The sequence below is a fragment of the Citrobacter sp. EC_71 genome (assembly GCF_019584005.1).
GTDB lineage: Bacteria > Pseudomonadota > Gammaproteobacteria > Enterobacterales > Enterobacteriaceae > Citrobacter > Citrobacter werkmanii.
Genome location: NZ_VDAY01000007.1, coordinates 240,306 through 261,320, shown reverse-complemented (window position 1 = coordinate 261,320; position 21,015 = coordinate 240,306). Strand labels below are relative to the sequence as shown.

Below are 21,015 nucleotides of genomic sequence, written 5' to 3'. Positions count from 1 at the left end.
TTTTCATTCTTTGCTCCAACTGTCTGAATATTTAACTTTACTGTATTGTAAATAGCTAATCCCTGCTGCAATGAATAACGAGGCTGCACCCAATAATATGGAATAGGTCATTCCATTTTTATTGCTCTGGAAAGCACTGACAATTAATGGACCGACGATCTGCCCGACCCCATAAGTCAGCGTAACGAGGCCAAGAAGGTTAATCTTTTTTGGTGCCCTTATTTTTCTTGCCAGCGGCATGACCAAAGAACTGGTCCCCATGAATGTGCCGCCAAAACCAATACAGCTAATGGTTAGTAGCAGTGGTGAGTTAATAAATATGGCCATGACTACGCAACTCGCCTGAACAATTAAGTTAACACTTAGGCAGGATAATATATTCCACTTGCGCGCAGCCCATAACCAGCCATAGCATCCAGGAATAACGGCAAGACCGACAATGGACCAGATATGGTCGGCTAAAAAGGTGTTGCCAACCCCGCGGGCCATTAACGGTAAGTATGTAGCGACAATGATATAGCCGAATCCGGCCAGACCATACAGTAAGGCTAAATTCCACCACTGGATTTCAGGTTCCGCACTTACGACTGCTTTTACCGGGGGGATCATATGCTTATCTTTCGGCAATAAAATCAGCAGGATGACGAAAAATATCGCTGAAAGTATGGAAGCGCCAATCCACAACAAGCGTGAATCTAACGCGTAAGACACGCCAGCAATGACATATTCATTACCGATAAAAATGCCTATTCCTACGCCTGAAAACAGTGAGGCGATAACAAAAGGATTATGGGTATGCTGGAGCACCAGCATTGAACCAAATATCATCATTCCCGCGCTTGCCACACCCGCAAGGAATCTGATTAACAGAATAATTTCAGGCTGAGTCACTTGTGCCATCAAAAAAATCAGCAGGGCTGTGAGTAACGCTGAAGCCAGTAACAGCATTCTTAACTTATTGACTGCGTTGAAAATACCAAAGGAGAAAAGGAGACTGCCGACGAGGTAACCTGCATAGTTTGCGCTGGCAATTAAGGATAATTGCGAAAAGGTAAAAAGCCCTTCATGAAGCATAACGGGAAGCATAGGGGTATATAAAAAACGCCCAATTCCCATTCCTAAGGTCAAGACGATCATACCAAATACAGCAGTACTCAACTGACGATGGCCAACAGCACTGTGATCGAGATCCATTTTTTGGCCTCAAAAGACGAATTAAGTTTGATTGTTATATTACACAGGGAAATGATAATAAAAAGTTAATAAAAATGACGAAAAAATTCACTTTAGGTAATGCCTTCTATGAACAGTACCTCGCTTAATTTGTTTAAAACGGTTGCGGAAACGGGTTCCATATCCGCTGCTGCACGTAGTCTGCACTGCGTTTCATCGAATGTCACAACCCGTCTCAAACAGCTGGAAGCCAGCCTTGACGTATCTCTGTTTGTCCGTGAGAAAAATCGTCTCTACATCACCCCTGAAGGCGAGCTTCTTCTTCGCTATGCCAACAAAATTCTGGCCCTGTTACACGAAGCGGAATTGTCCATGCATGGAACAAAAGTGGCGGGGCCGTTACGCATCGGCGCAATGGAAACGACCGCAGCGGTACGTCTGCCTTCGATACTGGCGAATTTCCACCGCGAAATGCCTTCCGTTGAGCTAAACCTGAAAACCTCCCCCACGGAGGTACTGGTGCAGCACATCCTGAACAATGAACTGGAAATCGCTTTCGTTGCCGATCATCAGGGACTGCACACGGAAAATTCGCCTCTGCAATTGCACATTTTATGTCAGGAAACGCTGGTACTGGTGACGGCGGCAGAACACCGGGATGTCATTACCGGCGCGGATCTCAAGGTGTCAAGACCGCTGGTCTTTGTTAAGGGGTGTAACTATCGCTCCCGTCTGGGACAATGGCTGCGGCTGCAGGGAGTCGATTATGCCGATCCCCTGGAGTTCGGCTCTTTTCAGGCGATCCTTGGCTGCGTGAGTGCCGGAATGGGGATTGCCCTGTTGCCAGAGAGCGTAGTCAGACAGTATGAACATAATTTCCCTATCCGTAGCCATGCGATTACGCCACAGATAGGTAACGTGAATACTATGATGATATGGCTTAAAAACCGAGAAGTCAGCCGGGTGCTTAATCGCTTTGTCTCATTTATTACCGGGGCTTAATTTTTCGCTACAGACAACGGCGCAATGCAGGCCGCAGAGTCAGTGAAAGACTGGCGCACTCAAAAGAGCGCCAGTGGCAACGTAATTGATATTGAAAAGCCCGCTTTATATCTGATAGTCAATCATCATTTCATCCGGCTCCATTGCCTGGCGCTTAATTTCATCGACGGATAATCCTGCGTTGCATAGCTCGATGAATCGCCAGACATAGTTGCGCTGTAGTTGTCCTCGTTTCAACCCCAGCCAGACGGTGTTTGCATCAAATAAATGCCGGGTATCCAGACGGGTCAAACTGCCCTCCTCCTGCTCGCCACTGGATTGCTCTGCCACCAGCCCAATACCCAGTCCCAACGCCACATAAGTTTTAATCACATCCGAATCCTGGGCGCTGAGTATGATATCCGGCACTAACCCTTTTCGGGCAAACGCTTCATCAATACGCGAACGTCCCGTAATTCCCTGGCGATAAGTAATTAACGGCCAATGGGCGATGGATTCCAGCGTTAAAGGCGATGTCTTGACGATTGGATGGTCGTGCGGAACGAGCAGACTGTGGTGCCAACGAAACCAGGGAAAAGCCACCAGCAGTGGATCGCTACTCAGACGTTCACTGGCAATCCCAATATCTGCTCCGCCATTTTGCAACAACGCTTCGATCTCCTGTGGCGTGCCCTGAATCAGTTCCAGACGCACTTCCGGGAAAAGCTCACGAAAAGCTTTAATCACTGCGGGCAGGCTATAGCGCGCCTGGGTATGCGTGGTGGCTATCGTCAGAACACCTGAGGTGTCATTGGTAAACAGATCCGCCAGACGGCGGACGTTGCTGGCCTCATTCAGAATACGTTCGGCAATGCCCAGTAAGGCTTTACCCGGTTCGGTCATGCCCAGCAGGCGTTTCCCGCGACGAATAAATATTTCGATGCCAAGTTCATCTTCAAGTTCACGAATATGTCGGCTGACGCCCGACTGCGAGGTATACAATATATTCGCGACTTCCGTCAGGTTGTAATCCTGACGGGCCGCCTCGCGGATTATTTTAAGTTGCTGGAAATTCACTTTTCACTCCGGGCACATCAGACATTACGCTATTGTTAAAGTCTGATGCCCGGCATAACAAATAATAAAAACCTGCATCTTATTCCTCTTGGGAATAAGGTTTAGCTCACCAGCTGCAACTCACGGTTTTCCAGCATTGGTCGGCTAACCAGCGACAACAGGATCTCCTTGACTGCCTGCGCTTGTGGCGACAAGCTCCCCATGGCCGACACATTCAACGAGAGCGGCAGATTCATTGATGGGGCAGTAATCCGCGCCATCCAGCCATTTGCTGCATTGCACAGTGCGCGGGCTGCCGATTCGGGTAACACAGTGACGCCCATACCGCTGGCAATGGCAGCCGTTAAGGTCGAGATAGACTCGATTTCGCCAATGACTTTGGCCGTTAAGCGACGTAGCGAAAAAGCCTCATCCACCCGCAAACGCACCGCACTGTAATCCCGCGGCAGAAACAGATTCATCTGCGCCACTGCGGCCAAATCGACGCTTTGGCCTGGACAATCACGCGTCCCCACCAGGAAAAGATCTTCTTTCAGCAACGGCTGACAGCTTATGCCCGCCACGGGCGAGCGCTCATAGAGCACTGCCATGTCTAATTGTCCGCTGAGAAGCTTGTCATTTAGCACTGCCCCACTGTTTTCATGCAAATAGACCAGTACATCAGGCAGTTCGGCACGTACTGTTTGTAACAGTGGCATAGTGATGGATGATGCCGCCGTCCCCGGTGCCAGGCCAATAGAAACCTGACCACTCAGAGTCTGGCCAACATTATTGACCGCAAGTTGCGCCTGTTCACACTGACGTAAAATCGTTCGGGCGTGGGTATACAGCACTTTCCCCGCTTCCGTGGGCGTGACGCCGCGCTTGGTACGAATCAGCAATTGCTGATCCAGTTCGCCTTCCAGCGTGGCGACCTGCTGGCTCAGCGCAGGTTGCGCGATGTGCAACACTTCCGCTGCCTGGGTCAGGCTACCAATATCGACGATTTTTACGAAATATTTCAGTCGTCTGAAGTTCATTTTGCCTCCTGTCGGAATACCAGAACCCGTGCTGGCAGTCATGTGGTTCAGGATTGCAAGATACTTGCCAGTTTCGCCTGAAGCGGAGTCTTACGCCTGACGCCGCGCCAGGTAAGGAGCAAAGTGAAGAACGATATTTTTTGTACACCTATACAGATGATTGTGACTGCCCTGGAAAAGGTAGATACGCACCAGAATGGGGCAAAAGTATCAAAAGGCGGAAAGTTCGCCGCTTTGCTGATTTTGTCAGCAAACAAACGCACAATTGCATTTACCCCTTTGACAACCCTCATCCCCCTCGTTAATATGCGCCTCGTTCACATGATTCCTCTGTAGTTCAGTCGGTAGAACGGCGGACTGTTAATCCGTATGTCACTGGTTCGAGTCCAGTCAGAGGAGCCAATTTCCTGCTTTCATGCGTCCTTGCGAATCATTATATGATGTTGGTTCAACAGGTTAGCGTGAAAACTCTTCCCGATGCATTTTGATTTTATCCTCCGCATCGGGAGAATTTGGTGGTCAGATTTGGGGTCAGTTTGGTTCGATTATGGAGTGACCCCCATATGTCTCTCAACGACACGAAAATCCGCAGTCTCAAGCCTTCTGAAAAATCCTTCAAAGTCTCCGATTCACACGGTCTATACCTCTTGGTCAATCCAGGCGGCTCACGTCTCTGGTATCTTAAGTATCGAATTAACGGTAAAGAATCCCGCCTTGGCTTAGGCGCTTATCCCGATGTATCCCTTTCCGACGCCCGGCAACAACGAGACGGTATCCGCAAGTTGCTGGCGCAGAACATTAACCCCGCTCAGCAACGTATAGCCGAAAGAGCCGCCCGCTCACCGGAAAAGGTCTTTAAGACAGTGGCGCTGGCGTGGCATAAAAGCAATAAAAAATGGTCGCAGAATACCGCTGACCGTCTGCTTGCCAGCATGCACAATCATATTTTTCCGGTTATCGGACATCTGTCCGTCACGGAACTTAAACCCCGTCATTTCATTGACCTGCTGAAAAGCATTGAGAAAAAAGGTCTGCTGGAAGTCGCGTCCCGCACGCGGCAGCACCTCTGTAACATCATGCGTCATGCGGTTCATCAGGGATTCATTGACAGCAACCCGGCGGCAAACCTTGACGGCGTGACAGCGCCCCCCGTTAAGCGCCACTACCCCGCCCTGCCGCTGGAACGCCTGCCGGAATTGCTGGGGCGCATTGATGGTTATCAGCAGGGACGAGGGGTAACCCGTCAAGCGGTCCTTCTGACCCTTCACCTGTTTATCCGTTCCAGTGAACTGCGTTTCGCCCGATGGAGCGAGTTTGATTTCAGGAACTGTATCTGGACCATCCCCGCTAATGCAGTGGCAGAATCGTTCTTCAGTTCACTGAAAAAAAAGCGCATCAGAAAACGGATATACAAAACCCAGGTCTGGCCCGGGCAGATATCTTCGATTACATTGAAGTGTTCTACAACTGGAGCCGACATCACAGTCATCTTGGTGGCCTCAGTCCGGAGGCCTTCGAAAAGGCCCCCATCGTGAGGACACAAACTGTCTGCGGGAACGTGGTCACTCCAGTTCTCTAAGTACACGCTATTAAGATAGATAACAACAATCAGGAACTATTTAACTTGACTCTGACCGTTTGGTTAATCGTCTGAAACAGACGAAATGCCTATCGCGCTTGCACCTGCGTCTCCCGTTAGATATATGCGTAATGCATATAAAAGGTCGGGAGTATTGAGAAAGATTTTAGGCTTTTCAATTTGCAGATTGATTCGAGACTGCAACCTGATATTGTTGTCGCTCACTAATCTGGAAACGCGATCGATCAGGTCCACAAATTTTTTGGTCCGTTCATTATCTGGCGCGAAAATCATTTTTAGACCTTCATCCTCGGAACCTCTGCTTCTCAGCAATGCCAGCAGAAGCTCCAGATGCTTACCAAGAGTCGCGATTTGGTATCTCGTTCCTTCACTATCCAGCTTTTGAATATCGAACTTGAGGCAACGATATAAGCTTACGGATAAAGCCTCAAGCTTCTCTTTAGTCAATCTGTTGATCACTGTTCTGGAACGCCAAAGCACTATCGACAAAACTTCCAGGGTAATGGATCTGGTCCGGCCCTCATTATCAATGGGATCAATGACATTCTCCAACAGCACTTGTTGGTAAGACAGGTCGGCATTACCAATGGCGAAAGCAATATTCTTGTGGTATTTCCGCAACAGCTTTCTATCCTTCACTGCATCAAGAAGCCGGGAGCTAACAATTTCAGGGGCGTCCTTATGCAGACAGCACAGAAAGAAGAAAAGCTCCTCTTTAAGCGTGTCCGGCATATTTTCAGACTCAATTATTGATATGATCTTTTGCGTTCCGTCGAGTATCGCGTTTCTAAAATGGTCGGGCACATCTGGCTCGGAAAGCGAGTGACCGTGATTCCAGATGGTTAATGCGGGGAAACGGAGGCTGAAGATCCCTTTTTCAGCATACTCAATGGTTCTGGACAACTTCCGATTGAGGGTATCCTGTGCCTTCTCCTGAAGCTGTAAGGGGACGCGCTCCAAAAAGGATATCGTTGCCCCGTATGGCCCTTTTTCATTCGTAAATACATCCAGATAAACCGGGCAGCCTTTATGCAGGGAGTTTTCATCAACAGCCTCAATAAAGTGAGAACTGTGGCAAAACACACTCTGTCCCTCAACATTGACGCGACAATAGTATTTCCCGTTAGTGTCAGTACTTCCCCATTCCAGATAGCCGACTTTTCTTTTATTCAGGATGGATTGAAATTCCTGTTCATAATCAAAGGAGATCAGCTCATTCAAACCTGCAATTTTGGAGCAACACCAGTCCAGGAGGTCAGAGACGCTCTTACCATCGTCTTTCGGGAAGGACTGAAAATCGGACCAGCTTTTTCTGGCCGGGAAATCCGGAATCGGTAAGTTCGCCAGATCGGCAATCCCCCTTTCTGATGCTGAGCGCCACTCAACTCGGACAGATTTAAAACCTGCTTCCGCTGAATCCAGCGGAAGGAATTTCAGTTCGTACGGGTTATCCGCGCCATAGGTATAGGACATCTTCAGCTTGCACGTTGTGTCCTTCTTTAATGGAAAAGCTGGCGACATCAGGTATGCAACAAACCGCATCTCTTTATTGCCTTCTCCCTGTTGCAGGGGAAAACGATAATGCGTTTGTCCCGCGGGAAGCGTGAACAATTCTTCCACGGGTATATCCACCGTTCTGCCACGTTGCGGCGTTACTGTCGCGTCTTTTACAAGATAAAAATCAACCTTATACCCTTTGTCACTCTGTACCTCTATCGATAGAGCTGGCAGATGATCACGCCAGAGGGTCATGTCATCCACTTCCTCATGCCATCTGTTTAAGGTCTGGCAGCCTTTAATTGGCGACCATGCGGACCCCAACCACTTATAATCCATTCGCCCATCGGGTTTCCTGAGGGTAACGTCAAGAGGCAGGATAAAGACATTCGCGCCCCGACAATTCAGGTTTGTAGAGTTCAGGCAGTTACTGATGGCGGTGTTTGACAATATGCTGAGATCTAGATCCTGAGTCAGAACCTCCCGAACAGAACCCGGAACGTGATACCAGCGTTCATCGTTGACAAAAGACACGTCTCCGGCATCGCTGGCTAAACCCTCGAACCCAAACAAATGAAGAAGGTCTTCAGATGTCTGGCAGCCATTCCCGTCAAGATTGCGGACCATGGCATTATGAATGCCGCTGTCGGGCAGATTAACCGTAGGATGTCTTTCCCAGCTAATACCTTTTGTCTCAGGCAATAGTCCCTCAAGCTCCGGTTGGTAAATTGCCTGAACCGGGGTTACTGAAATGCCACCATCAAAGGAATCAATCACCAGCACAACATCATTACCCTGGACGCTGTCCTGTACAAATTTCTTCGACGATTGCCATGCAAAGATAGCAGCGATACTTTTGGGAAGCGGAGTTGACTCATCAAAATAAAAATTGGCGCTTTTTCGTATCCCCTCCAGATCGAAATCATTCCCCCAATCAGGGATAAGATAGGTCAACTTATCTGCCTTGATATAGTCACTCAACTTTTTAATAAAAAACATCGATGCCCGGCTTTTAGTAGCCTCGGGCAGTGTTGAGTCAGGTGAAAAGAGGCTCCTCATGCTGACCGTCTGAATACCGGAATGCAGGGCGATGGATTTAGCGTAACCGCAGTCTATCTCCACTTCGCCATCAGAATGCAGGGGCCAGTACTGCTGAACCAACCTGAATGGCAGATGCGCCTGAGAGCCTGTACCGTGCGTGAACGCAGGACGAACTGAACACAGATCCGCAACGGTGCTCTCCATCCGTATCGGGTCACGTTCAGTATTCGTCGGCGCAGCGTATTCAGGCGGGGCATCCGTGACGAATGACAGTATCGCCTTCGGTATCTCGTTGAGCGCTGCAGGCTCGATTTTTAATTTTTTGTTTACACCCTGAGCTGACGCAATAACCAGATACCCCGAAACGATATGTAATAAATACTTATCCTCACCGACGTGTATCTCCCATTTATCCCCCGTCAAATTGAACGCTACAGGGATGATCCCCGCCAGACGGTCGATTTCATCAGCACATTCCCCCTTTGGGTTACTGCCAATGACAAAAGACACTTCATCTCCAGCAGTTAATGAGTTTATGTCTAATTTTTGAGATAGATTTTTTTGGTGGAAAAATAAATCCACACCCTCTTCAGACGTGATAAATCCGAATAAACTCTCTGGCTTAATGAACTTAACCTTCCCCTTTTTCTTTGCGCCACACCCGGGGAATAAATATCCCCGAACGGGGAATTCAGGCACGATAGAAAAGTTGTCGTAATCAAAGCCGATCGGTTGCTGAACTGTCCGAAAGCCACCACTCGCGTAAAGCTGGGAAAGTGTATTCCAGTAGATAACGGTGAGTAGGTCTTTATTAAGCCGTTTGCTGTCCTCGGTTATCTGAACGTCGCTGGCCTGGAGCCAGAGCCAGCCATCCCATATTTTTCGATAGCGCTTGTCCTGCAGAAGCGTATTGTTGGGCGGAAGATTTCCCCACGCACCGATTTCAGCGGCATCGTCAGTTCTTAGCCATCGCTGAAGGGAAACAAGCATGTCCTCACAGGTCTCTTCTTTTGCGGCAGATAATGCACCCTGTCTTTCTGTCAGAATGTGTTCCAGCCGGAAGAGAAAAGCTCTCAACAGTCTGTTTTCCGACGTATCAACACTGCGCCTCCGTCTGACGGCCTTCATATAAGGCTTACCGGAAAGCTTTTCTCGGAGTGTCCTGCCCGGCTGACGGCTTAGCCATTGAACACTGTTGCTGTCAACCTCTCTCGCCGCATATATCGGCAGCATGGCATGTTCGCGTATCACCTTATCCCGGGTATGCTCCATTATTGCCAGGACAGCGTCCTTCACATGTGACACCACGCGATAGATACGGTCTTTTGTCTCCTCCTCTGATGACGTATCCCGCACCGATTTCGCCACAACATCCAAGAAATCGTCGATACCGGTATGCAGGACAAGTCCGGAAACTGGGTCGAAGTTCGACACTTCCGTCAGCCAGTTGCGAACCACAAGAATTAACTGAGCATGAGCCTTTAACTCATCGGTATTATTTAGACCCCTGTAAACAGATTCAACAGAGTCAATTTTGAATGAACCCTCCATGACTTATGATTCCCTGGTCACATTACACAAATACTTGATAGCCTTTGCTTCTTTTGCATCACATTTCAGGACTGTCATTATTTCGTTTGTTGTCAGTTGCCAGAGTTCCTTTGTACTATTACTTGCATACTGGCTGATCTCAGCAGGAATAGCGCTTGCGCCTGCAGCAGAGCAATGATGAAGTCCGGCGTGATCAGATGACAGCATACTGGCACTGGCACTGGCACTGGCGTTGTTACCAGTTTGACCATTCAATGACTCATCGTCTTTTAAGTAATTAGCACTGCTCCAGATGAACTGACCGTAACCAAATTCGCACGCCAGATCGAAATCTTCGATTATCGTATAGTTGTCATTCACCAGTTGAGTTCGAATTCGGTCAATACAGTCCGTTCTGGATTTACCTCGGGTTTCGATGCCGCGCAGCTTAGGCATAACCTTTTGAACAAGCTGATCTTCAAAAGCGACTTTCATGGCTTTGACCAAGCCTGCATCATCATTTTTTCTCTGGGCGTCGAGCACATCAGGATAATTTGCCATGTAGTATTCGATCGATTGCCACACCCTGTGCCCAAGCGCTCTTCCGACTTTAGAAAGAGCATCGTTCATGTCTTCAATAAAACCCTTAAAGGGCAAAATCTGATCATCGCTGAATTTACTTTCTCTGCACCACCAACTCTCCCACAGTTTGCGGGACAATAATGGCGCCTGATCGCCCAACGGAATCAACTGACGGCGTCTTTCCAGCGTAGTCGGTCGGGGAAAGTTGATGACAATTCCCCGGTCGAGGACCTTGTCTGAGAGGGATTTCGTTGTCTCATCCTGATTCATTGTGCCAGCCCAGAGCACATTACGACCGATTGGCAATTGATAGGGCTGAATTCCGGCCCCGAGCTTAACATCAAGGAAGGGGAGTTCTTTTTTCATTCCTCTGCGCAGCTCAAGCTTGCTCAGGAATTCCGCAAAATAGAGTTCGACATGGGCAAGATTCATTTCATCCATCAATATCAGATTCATGGCATCTTTAAGACCAAGAGGATAGCCTTCAGCCTGCGCCTTCTGACTTTGTGCCAGTAAACGCAGAACCGGTTGGGCATCGAACTTGTTATCGATAGAGTTGAAGAAACCCAGCATGGATTCCTGACTGTCCCAGTTGGGTTGCACGGCCAGACTCAAAAAGTTTATGCCGCCAAAATGTGAATACAGCCTTGGCAGTTCAGACTTTCCGGTTCCACTCACGCCTGCCAGAACAGTCACAGGAGACCACTCTGACGTTTTTAGTGCTGTGTGGAATGCGTGTAAAATTCGCCGCGGGAATCTCAGCCCATAATCGATGCAGGATTGACGGATGCCGTCCAGCCATTGAAGCTCTTCAACGTTTTCAGCCGCACGAGGCAGTTCTTTTTGAACGTATGGCGTTTCAATGTCCCGAATCCTTGCCTCACGGTCCTGTTCCCGTTCGTAAGAGGATCGCAAGCGTTTAAGCTCCTCCATCAATCGGTTGTTGTCGGCATCCACTGATTCAAACCGCCTCAGCAGCGATTTGTTTTTATCGGTCAGTTCCGCTACCTGCATTTCCAGATCTGACTGTGCGCGTGCTGCACTTCTGAGCCCCTCATTTTCTTCAGAGAATCGCTCACAGGCCAGCTTCAGTTCGTTCTGTTCAGACGTCAAACGATCAAAGGCGTCCCGCATCTCCTGTGTTGGGCGCGTGGCAAGATCCTCGCGCAGGGTGTTGATTTCCTCTTCATAAGTTTTCAGCTTAAGTAAAACGGCGGCAGGATCTTCATCACCGAGCTTATGCTTCAGTACTTCGAAGTTTGAAATGAGGGCGCTGCTTGTTTTGAGGGATTCCCTCAAACGGGCAATTTCATCGTTAAGCACAGACTTCTCACTCTCGAAAGAGTGTTTCCGCTGAGCAACCCTGGCATCCACCTCAAGGTTCAGATCGGATTCTCTTTCCTCAAGTCGGTCTTTATTTGAGCGAAGGCGCTGTTTCTGGTACTCAAGTTCATCCCTGAGTTCATCAAGCTCCGCCTGGTTCTTAAGGAATGCCTTTCTTTTTTGTTCGAGTTCATCCTTATCCTGTTGAATAGCCGCTTCATGCGCGCTTAGCCGGTCAGCTATCTCTTTCCCCAAGTTTGCTATTCTGGAGACTCTCTCCACTGTAAGCTCTTCTTCAAGGGCCGTCAGGGCGCTGGCGCGTTTTGACTCCAGATCCTTTTCCTGTACTTTTCTGAGACTGAAGAGTTCATCATCAAGCCTAGCCCTTTCATCGGCATACCCCCTGTCCCGTTGGATTTCCGCCTTTTGAACAGCGACCTCTCTTTGCCGCAATTTTTCCTTTTCAGCTTCGAGAGTTTCCCGCTCACTTACACACTGAGCTTCCCGCTGCGCCAGTTGTTTTTTGAATGCTGCGAACTTTTCCTCAAAGAATTGCAGAGAGCCGTTTTTTGCTTGAAGCTCCATCTCCTGAAGATGAACATATTTGTCATTCAGCTCTGCTTCTTTTTGGGCCATCGCGTCTTTAGCCGCCTGTAGCGCCTGTTCCTTTTGGGCTAAAACCGTTTCTTTTTGCGTCAGAGAGTCTTCCCGTTCCATCAGTTCCTGCAGTTTATTCAGGAACTCACTCTCCGTTACGTTGATTGTGTTACCCGTCAGATCTGCCATCTCATTATCCGCAGTAAACTGAACGCTATTATTTTTTTTAGAGTCCACTAAAATTCTTCCATAATTATTTTGATGAGTTTGAATACGTTCATTTTTAATGACGCCAGGTATTCCCTTGAATAGTCAAAATTCTGTTGATTACCGTGCCCACGCAGTTTGATTAAACTGGCGATAAGCTCGAAACAATCCGGAAAAGACCTTTTGAGTGCGACCCTTTCGCTTTCTGATGCCAATAAACAAAGCGCAAGAAGTTGAGCACCAAGAGTTGTGCTTGAACCTTGCACAGCACGAGAGAGTCGACTGCAGTTTACCGTACTGATTTGCACTGGTATGGCATCAGGTGCGGGATAAAAACCGGATTGAACGATTTTTTCAATCGCCTCATCCCTCAGGTTTGTTCGGTTTTTGAAGGGGGTTATCCGGTCCTTAGCGGCTTCAAATAACGACAGTTGCATAATGGACGCCAGTAAATTTATGTAGCGCTGTTGCTGTTCATTATCCAGAGTCGTCATCTGGTTTAAGATCGTCACTTTGACCAGTTCTTCCCGCAACGACGGAGAAACCGCGTGGACGAAACCCAGCCCCAATGACCTGTCCAGTTCGATCCTGGCCTTCAGTCTGACCTGATCAATATCGTTTTTCTGCCGTGATTTGGTTGTATCAGCATCCCGCGTGATATCCGGTATCAGTAATTGAATAAGCCGAACGGTTCTCCTGCAATAGCCCTGAAGAGTTTCCTTTGAGAGCTGCACACCCATTGCGTTTCCATGGGAAACAGGATCCCTGACGTCTTTCAGCGCGTGAATAAAAGAGAGACATCCTGCATCTTCAATGGCCAGACGATTAAGTGGATGGCTGGGATCATTGATCGCCCCGGCGATTGCCATAGCCAGTAGCGGCTGCATCTCGGAAGCACCATGGTCAACGTCTCTGATTTTGCCGGGTTTAACCTGAAGCAGGCCCTTCACACTCTCTGAAACATCAAACCCAATCCGGGTGGCAAACGAGCGCAGTATCTTGTCATTTTCCCTGTAGGACTGTGACGAGAATAATCGCTCCCAGTGCGTCACTGGGTTATCCGAAACAACAAACCGCAACGCCCATTCTATGGCTTCATACAGGGCGACGACCGCCAGGCCGGTCAGACGGGTGAATTCCTGCTCATCATTGGATGAATCAATCCTGATTTTTTCAGCGTCTGACAGATACGCTTGTGCGCGCCGAAGTGGGCGCGCTATCCGCGGATATTGCTTCAACTCATCCGCCGCTAAAGAGTCTTTTTCAGCCTCTTCATTGCGTTGGTCGGGGTTCAGCGTGTCGACAACCCCTTTATTCTTCAGGTCGATGACCCACTGCCAGTTCTGAGACATCAGGTAACTGGCAAAGCTCTCAGAGAATCCGAAGCCGCATCCATCCGTCACCAGAATGTCAGAATTGCCTGTCTGGATAAGGGCGTGGCAATGCAGGTAAACCAGTTCCGGATTCGCCTGTAAGGATATGGCTTCAGCCACAGGGATCGGAGGCGGGTACTGCTCGACGCCCTGGTTCAACAGCGCCTGCCGCTTATATTTCCTCTTAAATTCCCTGATAGCTCTGATGATGTCGTTGGCGTCAGGAACGGTTTTCCAGAAAGCGTCGTTTGCTGGACGTATCTGAATCGCCCGAATGTATTTATCATCAGTGGGGGTGATGAAAAAATTCACATAGTGTTCAAACTCCCCCTTTTTCTGAAGATTCTCTTTTGAGTAAAGGGTCTCTATTTTTTTGTAGCTCAGTTGTTTCGTACTGACATAAGGTAGAAGCTTTCCGTACAGCAGATCCACAAACACCGTGGCCACGGTGTATTCCAGATCTCCGTCGGATTTATTCTGCCACTCGTTCAAAAGCGCCTGTCCTTGCTCAGACAACTCATAGCGATCATTCAAAAGACCGAGCTGGTTGAGGCGACTCTGAATAAAAGCCACCAGCTCCTTCTCCAGACACGTGAGCTGCGCAATCATTTCTGTGTCGCCGGATTCAATCTCTGTGATCTTCAGAACAGTTTCTTCAAATACATTGAGACCGCTCTTTTTCTTTTGCGGAAGTGAGATGTTGAAGGCATGACATGGCCACAGAACACTTTGTCTGGCGGCGATGTTCAATCCATCCAGTGCGGTGCGGAAACTGATGACTTTAGGACGATGATCTTTGGGTTTTGCACTCACAGGATCACCCCCTTTTCATGGCACAAATCATAGAAGTTTTTCAGGGCCGGAACGGCATCCTCTGCTATCTGGGTGTTCGCAAACACGCCGTCTCCCACTATGGCAAGGACCTTCTTCTGGCGACTCATACTCACACAGAGGCGGTTTTCCGACATGAGATGCCCGAAGAGTTTTTGCTGTTTCTTTTTGTCATCCTCCTCGTTGCGTATATGAGGCGGTAAGGCGTTCATATCCTGAGACCTCACCATGGAAAGAAACACAATATCGAATTCCATCCCCTGAAAGGCATCAACGGTGCCGATGCGGAGCCGCTCTTCACCATTGTCGAGAAAGCGGTATTCCTGACATATCTGCCATGCACCATCCTGTGCCCGTTCCGTGATACCGTATTTTTGCAGGGCTTTATAAACAGCAAATACCTGGGCTTTATAAAAACTGATGACACCAAAGCTAAGGCCGGGTTGCCTGTCATCATGGGTTAACGTCTTCATATAATCTGCAGTGGACTCATCTGACTTAATCCAGTCACTTAGTCTCTTGGCGATAATTTTAGCTTCAGCCTCTCTTTCACGACTGCCACTCTCAAGACGCTGCTCTTTTCCAGCCTCATTGGGCACATGGATCCAGACGGCGGCGCTATCTTCGATGCCGTTTAACTTCTGGGTAAAATATTTAGCGCCTAAAGGAGAACGATAACCTTCATTGTATCGATCATAAAAGTTGCGGCTTGCAAACTCCCCCAACAACGGGTGTGTCCGGTACTGCGCATCCAGTGTTACCGTTCGCTTGATGCCGTCCTTCTCCTCCAGTTTTTTCAGGCGGTTGAACAGATACTCAAACATGCTTTTCTTCACAAAATCGACATCAGCCGGCGGATCTGATCGATCGTCACCTTCGAGAGCTCTGGCGACCTCCTGGTCAATCAGGTGAGGCAACTGCCTGTGGTCCCCGACAAGAATTATCCTTTTTACCGCCTGGGACATCGGGATAAGCAGATCTCGCGGACTGGTTCTCGCGGCCTCATCAATGATCACCGTATCGTACTTAACCATTTCCGTTCGCTGATCATATTGGACGTTTTTATTCTTTGACCGGATGATGTCTTTTCCGACAGCCTGTTGCGTGGTGGCCGCATACACAAAGTTGTAGTCCTCTATGGCCTCACGTACGCCATCAGGATTGTTTTCAAGCTCATGTAAAAACTCAGCCAGTATTGCATCACGTTTACGGGTTGAACTGAGTTCTTTCTCCAGATGCTGAGATACCGTTGTCACCAGTCTCAACACATCCTCTCTTGGTTTTTCTGTCCTGAAATCAGGCGAGGGCAGATATTGATAGAGCAGTGATGCTTTCAGTTCTCTGAGTTCTGGAAGGAAATTCAGCGGCTTACCGCTGCGCCAGCGAGCCGCTTTTTCAAGAACACGTAAATCCGGATTAGCCGGTCCGCCTTCTATCTTGTCCAGTAAATCAACCGCTCTTACCGCACCGTCGTCAACAAAGGCGGCTTCACTGACACGCAGAGCCCTCACGAGCCGCAAGGTGGAAGGATCGTCTGACGTGGGCTCCGTATGCAGGGAATTGATGATTTCTTCAGCCTCACGGGTGATATCTTCAGAAATCACGTCTCTGGGCAAATCCAGAATACGCTTTATTAAACTGGCGGTGTTGTTCTTTGAGGGGCACAGTGAATAGGTGACAAACTGCTCTGTCAGTCTGACCTGATGCTCCGTCTGAACCATTTGAGGGTTTTTGGTTCGAATCTTTCCGGCGACAGTGGCGCACCATTTGTTCAGTTTTTCAGTAACGGCATCTGTCGTAAATTCTGAGCCACCAGACCGGGTGCCGAACTTCACTGCCGGAAGCGCATTCACACTCAGCCTTGCCACAATATTCTCAACGGCATCATGCTGAAAACCGGAGACAAGTATCTGACCTCTTATCGAGCGGGTTTTGTCATATTCCTCATTGAGCCGTTCAAGAATGGCTGTCACAACCGTTGTTTTCCCTGTTCCCGGAGGCCCCTGAACAAGCGCAATATCTGGGGTGTTCAGTGCGACATCGATGGCCTCTGTCTGTTTAGGCGTTGGCTCATGCCTGAAAATTTTCTCTTTCACAAAAGACGTCAAAGGTTTCAGTTTGGTGACACGCTGTATGTCCGGGAGTATACCGCCTTCTTCAATAAGCAGGCCGAGAAGCGGATTTGCGCAGCGTCCTTCCAGAATGGCTGAACGTGCCCGCATTCGTCTTTCAATCTGAATCTTGTCGCCATTGATGGACAGGATCAAAAACATCTGACCGGACGGAATTGACGGCAGATCCAGTTCAATACTGGTCTTTGAAATAGTCAGGATCGGGGCATAAACAGAAACGGATATTTCAGCATCGTTTTTTTTTCGATCCCGTTTGGCGGCAAATTCTTCTTCCAGAGCCTTGCTGTAAGCTTCCCAGGTAAGATCCGGAGTTCTGAGGTATAAAGGTTCCTCGGAGGTGATCTCTATCTCATCGCCTTCGGTAAGTTGTTCCGGAACAGACGACACAAAGAACTTAACTCCTTTTGTTGTCTGTTCAGTGCCATGATAATCCACCCTGCCAACAGCTTTTGCCCTGGCCAGCAGCATTTCACCTTCAATTGCGCCGTATTCGTCCCACTGTTTCAGGTAACTCCCGGTTTCCCTGGAAAGCTGACTCATCGCGCCGGCGGCTAAAGCACGGATGCGTCCCGTCTTCGTGTAATCAGTAAACCGGACCTTCCCCCTTGCCAGACGTAATGATCCTTCCTTCTTATGATCGTCTCTAAAGATCGCTTTGGTCGCAAAATAGATATCCCTGAACGTCTCGACATTGCGCCTTTCAACCGGAATACGCACCCTCTCACCATAGACAGAAAATTCCCTGTATTTTTCCTGTACAACGCCCTGGGGATCAGGTGAGCCTCCCTCTTCAGACATATCCGCTTCAAAGTCAGCCCAGGCGGATGGTCCACTCATTAGCAGAAAGAAATCGTCGCCACCAACGCTGATGTTACATTTTTCGTTTAATACGCCCCCCAACTCTTCAGCGCCATTGAAGCGAATGCCATTTCTTTTCGCCGTTAACTCTATGCGCTCATCAATGCCGATCTCCACATCACCAATTTCAACAATTTCACCGTTAAAAAAGACAATTTTCACCAGCACACTGCGATCCTGGGCAACCAGCATGACTTCGGCAAGGTGCGCACAGCCTCTTTTTAAGTGAAAATTCAGATCGTTTCCGGCCGGAGTATCCCGAAGCACCATGCTCCACTGCTGGCCATCGATTCTTAATCTGTATGCCTGGTCATTTTGGTGAGGGGCAATAGAGCCCACCCCCGTGGTTGGCGTCTCTTCGTACAGCGCCGGCGTCATCCATAATTCAAAAGTGATTTCAGCATGTATGTCTTTGAGTTTCATTTGTCACTTCCGCTGATCATGCATTTAACCAACCGGGGACTATTCATGTTTGTGAACATCCAAAACGGAACATCCGGGGTTGCACGGTCTATTTTCATCTGTGAATAAACTGTCTGAAAACCACGTTGCGGATGGCTGTCAGCAGCAACAGAGACATCAGCTTTAGCATGATCTGACTTTTTAATCAGAATGCCCTCATCGCCTGAAGAGATGAGCACCTCTGCTGTATCAGAATCAAGCATGAGAAACTCATCAAAGACGCGTCTCGGTACTGTCAGCTCTGACCCCGGCGGGATCTCGCGGACATAGCGCCAGCAGGGAAGTTCCAGGGGGGTATCACTGCCCTTCCATCGATAAGACTCCAGAATGAGCACCTGCGGCCTCGGCGTTGTACAGTAAGGGCAATGGTGCGCCTCTGTTTCCGGGTGAATAAAATCATAGTAATAATGCATCGAGCACCCCGGGCATGTGACGGTCATATCCGCGGCCTGGGCGAGAGCTTCAGGCCAGTGATAGATTGTCGGCCGCAGCAAAGGAGATGTCCTTCCCGGACCGAATGTGCTCTCAAACAAGGCCGTCAGTTTCGCGGTGAGGAGAAGGGATCTGGGCAGACCGCTGTCGGAAGAGTTGGCATCATCATTTTGGTCATCAACCCAGGGGAGCAATCCAGCGTAAGCCTTATCTTCTACATCCCCGTCATCATTTTCTTCATCAGCCCAGTCGCCTTCATCTGTTCCATCCACTTTTTTTCCAACAAACGGGTGAATCAGCGAAAGAAGGTAAAACGCCACCACCGCAAACGCATGACAATCGCTTGACGGTCTTCCACCATCAGTGCCCTGAACCAGCTCCGGGGCGCCGTATTTTGGTGTGTAAACAACGCTTCCCCCTGCCAAAATTTCAAATCGAATATTGTCGGCATCAATCAGCCAGACGGAGGTATCATTCATGCCTTCTGAAATAAAGATATTGTTGGGCGAGATATCACCGTAGACCATGCCGTTACCATGGAGACGTGCCAGTAATGATGCACACTTGTAGAGCGCATGAAGTCTGCGCCTTAGCCCGCCCGTTTTGCAGTAATGAACAATCTTTTTAGCTTCGTTCTCCGGCATGGCAGAAAGCCATGCCGGGATCTGGTCAGGCCCCATTTTTTCTGCGGTCTGACCATCAAGCCAGAAATGGCTGAACGGGACCATTTCACTCAACAGTTGCATCACATAACCGGCCTTGTTCTGAAGCAGCGCTGCCGGTACGGATATATTCAGGTTTTCCGGCAGAGGCAAGAGCCGGACGCGCTTAAAGCGTTTCGAACACCGTTCCACCGAGACGTCATCGGTGACAGGGTTTCCGCTCTCATCGGTCACCAGTTTGATCGCCAGATCAGGATCCCGGGTACGGAAAACAACACCCTGGCCCCCCTGACCGAGCACCTTGTCCTGAATGTGCACATTCTGATATTCATCCACATACCTGTTGAACCATTCACTCACCGGGTGCCTCCTTGCTTAAACAGACAGGCAATCGTCTTATCATCGGAGTGTCCTGGAACCGGCCATTCACTGAGCCAACGCCGAAGATCCCGCTTTCTTTCTTCAGGCTTGACGTTTGAATACGTGGAGCAGAGCTCCTGTGCAAAAATCATCTGTTTTTCGGGTAACAGGTCATCGGATATCCCATCCGTACATAACACAACGGCATGGCACGCCGCGCTTGCAATCGTCGCGGTTTCCCATTGTTCGGGCCTAAACGCCTGTTGAAGACTGTTTGTGTAGTTTGAGAAGGAATCGTGTCGGGTATCACTGAGGATAAGGTGGTGTTCGTCAGTTTCGCCAAGGACAGCAATCATGCCGTCGCCCAGACGACCCAGAGTGATAGTTCCTTCTGTCTGGATGACGAAAAGACAGGTGGCCGAACACTCTGTTGAAGCGTACGGCGCTATCTTCATAAGCCAGTTGGCATGAATGAGTCTGAGAACATCACCGATAGAGGCCGCAGGGGTATTCTGATAGTCCCTGGCTGCCTCAAAGACAGCTAGACAGGCGGCTTTTGACCCGCGATCTGAATGTGCCTTGCTGCCCAGTCCGTCCGATACAACGACGACATTTCCCCATTTATACCGGCGCGCCCTCCAGGAATCCTGATTGGGTATTCCCGCTTTAACATGAAGGGGGCCGATTACTGAGGCCCCCCAGCTGTTCCAGAGTGGATCACGCATCCCAGTCCTCCTCAGGCTCAACTGTTTCAGCGGGTGCGGAGTGCTGTATCTGGGCTGCGGATACCGGAGCGGTCACCGGCTCATCAGAGCCAAAGAGAGTGCTGTTCATCGCTGAAGCGATATTCTCCGGAAGGTAAACGGTGTTGTTTGTAGACAGTTTCCGCAACTTCAACAGGTCAGCATCAGCGCCGACTGCAACAGTCCGGATAATGAAGTCGGGGAAGGTGCAAAGCTGGTTTTGAAAGTTGATGGTATCTGAACTGGGGAAATTGCCATCAGACAGAATGAGAACTCTTGCCACCCCGCTCTTATAAACATGTTGGAATAAAAAATCAGAGAGCTCAGCAAGGCTCGAGGAGCCTTTTGCGGTTAAGGATGGAATATCCCCATCGCTTTGCAGCGTGACCTCGGAAATATCCTGATGCCACTGATATAAACGGATGACGAAATCCGTACATTTTTCCTGAGCCAGGCCAGGCATTTGAATTGCATAACGGGCTAAATTCCGTTGAAGATGAATTTTCCCCATTTCATCCATGCTTCCTGAAGTATC

At 49.1% G+C, this 21,015-nt stretch carries 12 protein-coding genes, 1 tRNA gene and 1 pseudogene; 4 read left to right on the top strand and 10 right to left on the bottom strand.

All coding sequences use genetic code 11. The features are described from left to right. Positions 1-3: 3 nt before the first annotated feature. Positions 4-1,194 carry an MFS transporter gene (locus FHD02_RS10320; protein WP_137360325.1) on the bottom strand — a complete coding sequence of 397 codons (1,191 nt, stop codon included), beginning with the start codon at positions 1,192-1,194 and terminating at the stop codon, positions 4-6. 108 nt (positions 1,195-1,302) lie between these two features. Between FHD02_RS10320 and FHD02_RS10315 the strand changes: the two genes are divergently transcribed. Continuing rightward, a complete protein-coding gene (locus FHD02_RS10315) occupies positions 1,303-2,175 on the top strand; it encodes a LysR family transcriptional regulator (RefSeq protein WP_137360326.1) in 873 nt (290 codons plus the stop codon). Between the two features lie 105 nt (positions 2,176-2,280). Here the strand turns inward: FHD02_RS10315 and cbl are convergent, their stop codons facing one another. Continuing rightward, positions 2,281-3,231 (bottom strand): HTH-type transcriptional regulator Cbl, encoded by a 951-nt coding sequence (gene cbl / locus FHD02_RS10310; RefSeq protein ID WP_042309158.1) that lies wholly within the window; start codon positions 3,229-3,231, stop codon positions 2,281-2,283. A gap of 101 nt (positions 3,232-3,332) precedes the next feature. Further along, the gene (nac, locus tag FHD02_RS10305; RefSeq protein WP_042309161.1) at positions 3,333-4,250 is read right to left on the bottom strand and encodes a nitrogen assimilation transcriptional regulator NAC; all 918 of its coding nucleotides are present in this window, start codon (positions 4,248-4,250) and stop codon (positions 3,333-3,335) included. 123 nt (positions 4,251-4,373) lie between these two features. Between nac and FHD02_RS10300 the strand changes: the two genes are divergently transcribed. The 3 genes and pseudogenes from FHD02_RS10300 (at position 4,374) to FHD02_RS10290 (ending at position 5,829) form a co-directional block, all read left to right on the top strand. Further along, on the top strand, positions 4,374-4,586 hold the full coding sequence (locus tag FHD02_RS10300) for a hypothetical protein (protein WP_170972902.1): 213 nt from the start codon (positions 4,374-4,376) through the stop codon (positions 4,584-4,586). Continuing rightward, a tRNA-Asn gene (locus FHD02_RS10295) sits at positions 4,577-4,652 on the top strand. The genes FHD02_RS10300 and FHD02_RS10295 overlap by 10 nt, the downstream gene beginning before the upstream one ends. A 161-nt stretch (positions 4,653-4,813) precedes the next feature. Further along, a pseudogene (locus tag FHD02_RS10290) lies at positions 4,814-5,829 on the top strand (integrase arm-type DNA-binding domain-containing protein). A gap of 63 nt (positions 5,830-5,892) precedes the next feature. On the opposite strand, the gene FHD02_RS10280 reads toward FHD02_RS10290, so the two are convergent. From FHD02_RS10280 to FHD02_RS10250, 7 genes are read right to left on the bottom strand one after another with little or no spacing between them, the layout of a single operon-like run. After that, on the bottom strand, positions 5,893-9,939 hold the full coding sequence (locus FHD02_RS10280; RefSeq protein ID WP_220393852.1) for a DUF2357 domain-containing protein: 4,047 nt from the start codon (positions 9,937-9,939) through the stop codon (positions 5,893-5,895). 3 nt (positions 9,940-9,942) lie between these two features. Continuing rightward, positions 9,943-12,609, bottom strand: coding sequence for a chromosome partitioning protein ParA (locus tag FHD02_RS10275; RefSeq protein WP_220393851.1), 2,667 nt, complete (start codon positions 12,607-12,609; stop codon positions 9,943-9,945). Positions 12,610-12,656: 47 nt separating this feature from the next. Further along, positions 12,657-14,813: a hypothetical protein gene (locus FHD02_RS10270; RefSeq protein WP_065357653.1), complete on the bottom strand. Its 2,157-nt coding sequence runs from the start codon at positions 14,811-14,813 to the stop codon at positions 12,657-12,659. Continuing rightward, positions 14,810-18,244 (bottom strand): ATP-binding protein, encoded by a 3,435-nt coding sequence (locus FHD02_RS10265; RefSeq protein WP_220393850.1) that lies wholly within the window; start codon positions 18,242-18,244, stop codon positions 14,810-14,812. The genes FHD02_RS10270 and FHD02_RS10265 overlap by 4 nt, the downstream gene beginning before the upstream one ends. Beyond that, positions 18,241-19,737: a lipopolysaccharide kinase gene (locus FHD02_RS10260; RefSeq protein ID WP_137370493.1), complete on the bottom strand. Its 1,497-nt coding sequence runs from the start codon at positions 19,735-19,737 to the stop codon at positions 18,241-18,243. Before FHD02_RS10260 ends, FHD02_RS10265 begins: the two co-directional genes overlap by 4 nt. Continuing rightward, entirely contained in the window at positions 19,734-20,462 is a 729-nt protein-coding gene (locus tag FHD02_RS10255) for a PP2C family serine/threonine-protein phosphatase (RefSeq protein WP_065357656.1), read from the bottom strand. Before FHD02_RS10255 ends, FHD02_RS10260 begins: the two co-directional genes overlap by 4 nt. Beyond that, positions 20,455-21,000, bottom strand: coding sequence for a hypothetical protein (locus FHD02_RS10250; protein WP_206063157.1), 546 nt, complete (start codon positions 20,998-21,000; stop codon positions 20,455-20,457). Before FHD02_RS10250 ends, FHD02_RS10255 begins: the two co-directional genes overlap by 8 nt. Positions 21,001-21,015: the final 15 nt, after the last annotated feature.

Coding starts and splice junctions, on each gene's coding strand:
- FHD02_RS10320 (WP_137360325.1), bottom strand. CDS start 1,194: ATGGATCTCGATCACAGTGCTGTTGGCCATCGTCAGTTGAGTACTGCT.
- FHD02_RS10315 (WP_137360326.1), top strand. CDS start 1,303: ATGAACAGTACCTCGCTTAATTTGTTTAAAACGGTTGCGGAAACGGGT.
- nac (WP_042309161.1), bottom strand. CDS start 4,250: ATGAACTTCAGACGACTGAAATATTTCGTAAAAATCGTCGATATTGGT.
- FHD02_RS10280 (WP_220393852.1), bottom strand. CDS start 9,939: ATGGAGGGTTCATTCAAAATTGACTCTGTTGAATCTGTTTACAGGGGT.
- FHD02_RS10275 (WP_220393851.1), bottom strand. CDS start 12,609: ATGGCAGATCTGACGGGTAACACAATCAACGTAACGGAGAGTGAGTTC.
- FHD02_RS10265 (WP_220393850.1), bottom strand. CDS start 18,244: ATGAAACTCAAAGACATACATGCTGAAATCACTTTTGAATTATGGATG.
- FHD02_RS10255 (WP_065357656.1), bottom strand. CDS start 20,462: ATGCGTGATCCACTCTGGAACAGCTGGGGGGCCTCAGTAATCGGCCCC.
- FHD02_RS10250 (WP_206063157.1), bottom strand. CDS start 21,000: ATGGATGAAATGGGGAAAATTCATCTTCAACGGAATTTAGCCCGTTAT.